2 protein-coding genes are annotated in these 2315 nt (G+C 49.2%); both read right to left on the bottom strand.

Annotation, left to right across the window (positions count from 1 at the left end; translation table 11 throughout):
* On the bottom strand, positions 1 to 1386 hold a 1386-nt coding region (locus A3756_RS24235; RefSeq protein WP_197481518.1), incomplete at its 3' end, for an FAD-dependent oxidoreductase.
* A 249-nt stretch (positions 1387 to 1635) separates the two neighbouring features.
* Positions 1636 to 2315, bottom strand: a 680-nt coding sequence (locus A3756_RS28295) for a PhnE/PtxC family ABC transporter permease (protein ID WP_368664622.1), incomplete at its 5' end; no start/stop codon positions are given.

Here is a 2315-nt window from a genome sequence, read left to right as displayed (position 1 = left end):
TTTATCGGCAGGAATGGCCAAAACGGCGGCATCATCCGGCTGGGACAGTGCTACCTTCGCCTTATCCTCATAACGTGTTGAAAGCTGGGCAATCACGCGATTTAAAATAGGCTGCCCCACTTTGGCACCGCAACCGCCACAACGCATACTCATCGGCTCAGCATCCACACTCGCATTTTCAGCGGGGATCATCGGCTTGGCAAGTTCACTAAAGCGGCGCATAAATTTACGGTCGATTGAATCTTTCCAGTGCCATACCCATGCGCCCGACATTGCCCAGTCACCTCTAGAGGCAATTGCAGCTTTGTCGCCAGTACTCACTAAACTCAGGAACTTGCTCTGAGGGACAAAGGCTTTTAATGGCTCACCACGTAGGGCTTTTTCAAGATTATCAGCCAAGGGTTTACCCTGGCGAACAGCAAATACACCGGCTTTAGGCCGTGGGTGATCCAGCACATCAGCAATATCACCCGAGGCAAAAACATTAGGATGAGAAACTGACTGCAAACAAGCATCCACTTCTATAAAGCCCCGCTCACTACAGGCTAAACCAGCGGCTTTCGGCCATTCAGGGGCTGACGCCGATATTGCCCAAATAATCTTGTCTAAGCTTAGTTCCCTCGGGTTTTCAGCGTCTCGCGCATCGACCAAGCACCCTTCTTCAACTTTAGACACGCGAAAATCATGATGAACCTGCACCCCACGTTTATCCAATACCTTTTGGTAGCGCTGCTGCACTTTGGCATTGTGGCTGGGCAGTATCGTGTCACTCCCCGAGACCACGTGAAAGCGAAGTTGCTCAAAGCTCGTCTTTCGGTATTTTAGCGCACACTTAAGTTTGTGCTGCATCGCTAGCGCAACTTCAACACCACTGGCACCACCGCCGACAATACCAATATCTACCGGCGAAGTGAGTTCCTTACTCAGTAGGGATTGCTGCAAGTCATGCCAGAGAGCGAGAAAGCGATCAACAGGTTTCACACCAACGCTAAACTCTTTAGTGCCTGGTATGTTTTTTAAGTCTGGAGAAGAGCCTATATCTATCGACAATACGTCGTACGAAAACGGCGGATGCTGCTGACAGAAGATGGTTTTCGCTTCAAGATCGAGGCCTGTCACGCTATCTTCAATAAAGCGCACCCCAAAACTTCGACACGCTGCGCCCAGGTCGATATGCACGTCTTCATGCTCGTAGTTCCCGGCAATCAAGCCAGGCAGCATACCTGAGTAAGGTGTGAGTACTGAATTGGAAATCAGGGTAATGCGCACACCAGGTAGGTGACGCTTGGCCAACATGCTCAGAGCAATAGCGTGGGCATGGCCACCACCGATTAACACCAAGTCTTGGCTAATGGGTGTATCAGTATTTGTCTCATTTTTTTTCACGTTTATTCCTAATCCAGCTCTTTAAGAGAGGCGGTAATCAATGGTAATCATTCGTTATCGCTCCCTCTTTAGTGCCCTAAACCTGTAGGCAGAGCCTTCCACGGCTCGCATGAAGGCTAGCACGAGGTTGATCGAGCGAGGGATAGAACCCTCTGCCTACAGTCATTGTTATTTGTTAAATATAAGCTTGAATGCCACTACTCCGCCAGTGCGCACGGCGCACCCTATAACGGGACTGTTCCTCTTACACTAACGCATATCCGGCAAGGCATTGAGCCGCAGCTTTCGCCTAATACCGCGTGATAAGGTATCGACAAGAATATTCAGCAATGCCGTCACTAAAATTAAAAACAAGGCGCGATCAAAGCGCAACTCTTCGAAGGCCGAGTCGACGTAAAAACCCAAGGTATGCACGCCGAGAATTCCCAGTATGGCACTCTCTCGTAGAATCACCTCCCAGCGGTAAAACAAAAAGGCCAAAAAGGGCCGATATAATCTGGGCGTGACTTCGTAGGAATATAGATTAATGCCTTTCGGGGCGTCTTGTCTTAGCTTAAGGTTGCGTGATGCGTTGCCAATCAAATGCGCGATAATCGCACCATTGTGCAAGCTCAAAGCCACGATCGCGGGCACCATCGAGGGACCCATCATAATCAGTAAAACAAACACCAACATCAGCTCAGGTATAGAGCGCAAAACGACTAACAAGAAGTGTGACAGATAACGGCTGCCTTTGTTCAAAAATAAGGGTGAAATAAAGGGGTACATGACTAAGGCTAAGATGCCACTGCCCACCAATGAAATCATGGTCAGTAATAAGGTATTCCAAACGCCTTCGGCCACCTGCTGCTGTATCAGAAAGCTAGCCCAGTCCCATGTCGCATACCAAGCCTCTAGCTGCCAAAGAGTTTCAGCCCCTTTTAAGGGTT

This window comes from Oleiphilus sp. HI0086 (genome assembly GCF_001635225.1).
The sequence above is the reverse complement of the archived record's forward strand: the minus strand, read 5'-3'. Positions and strand labels throughout refer to the sequence as shown.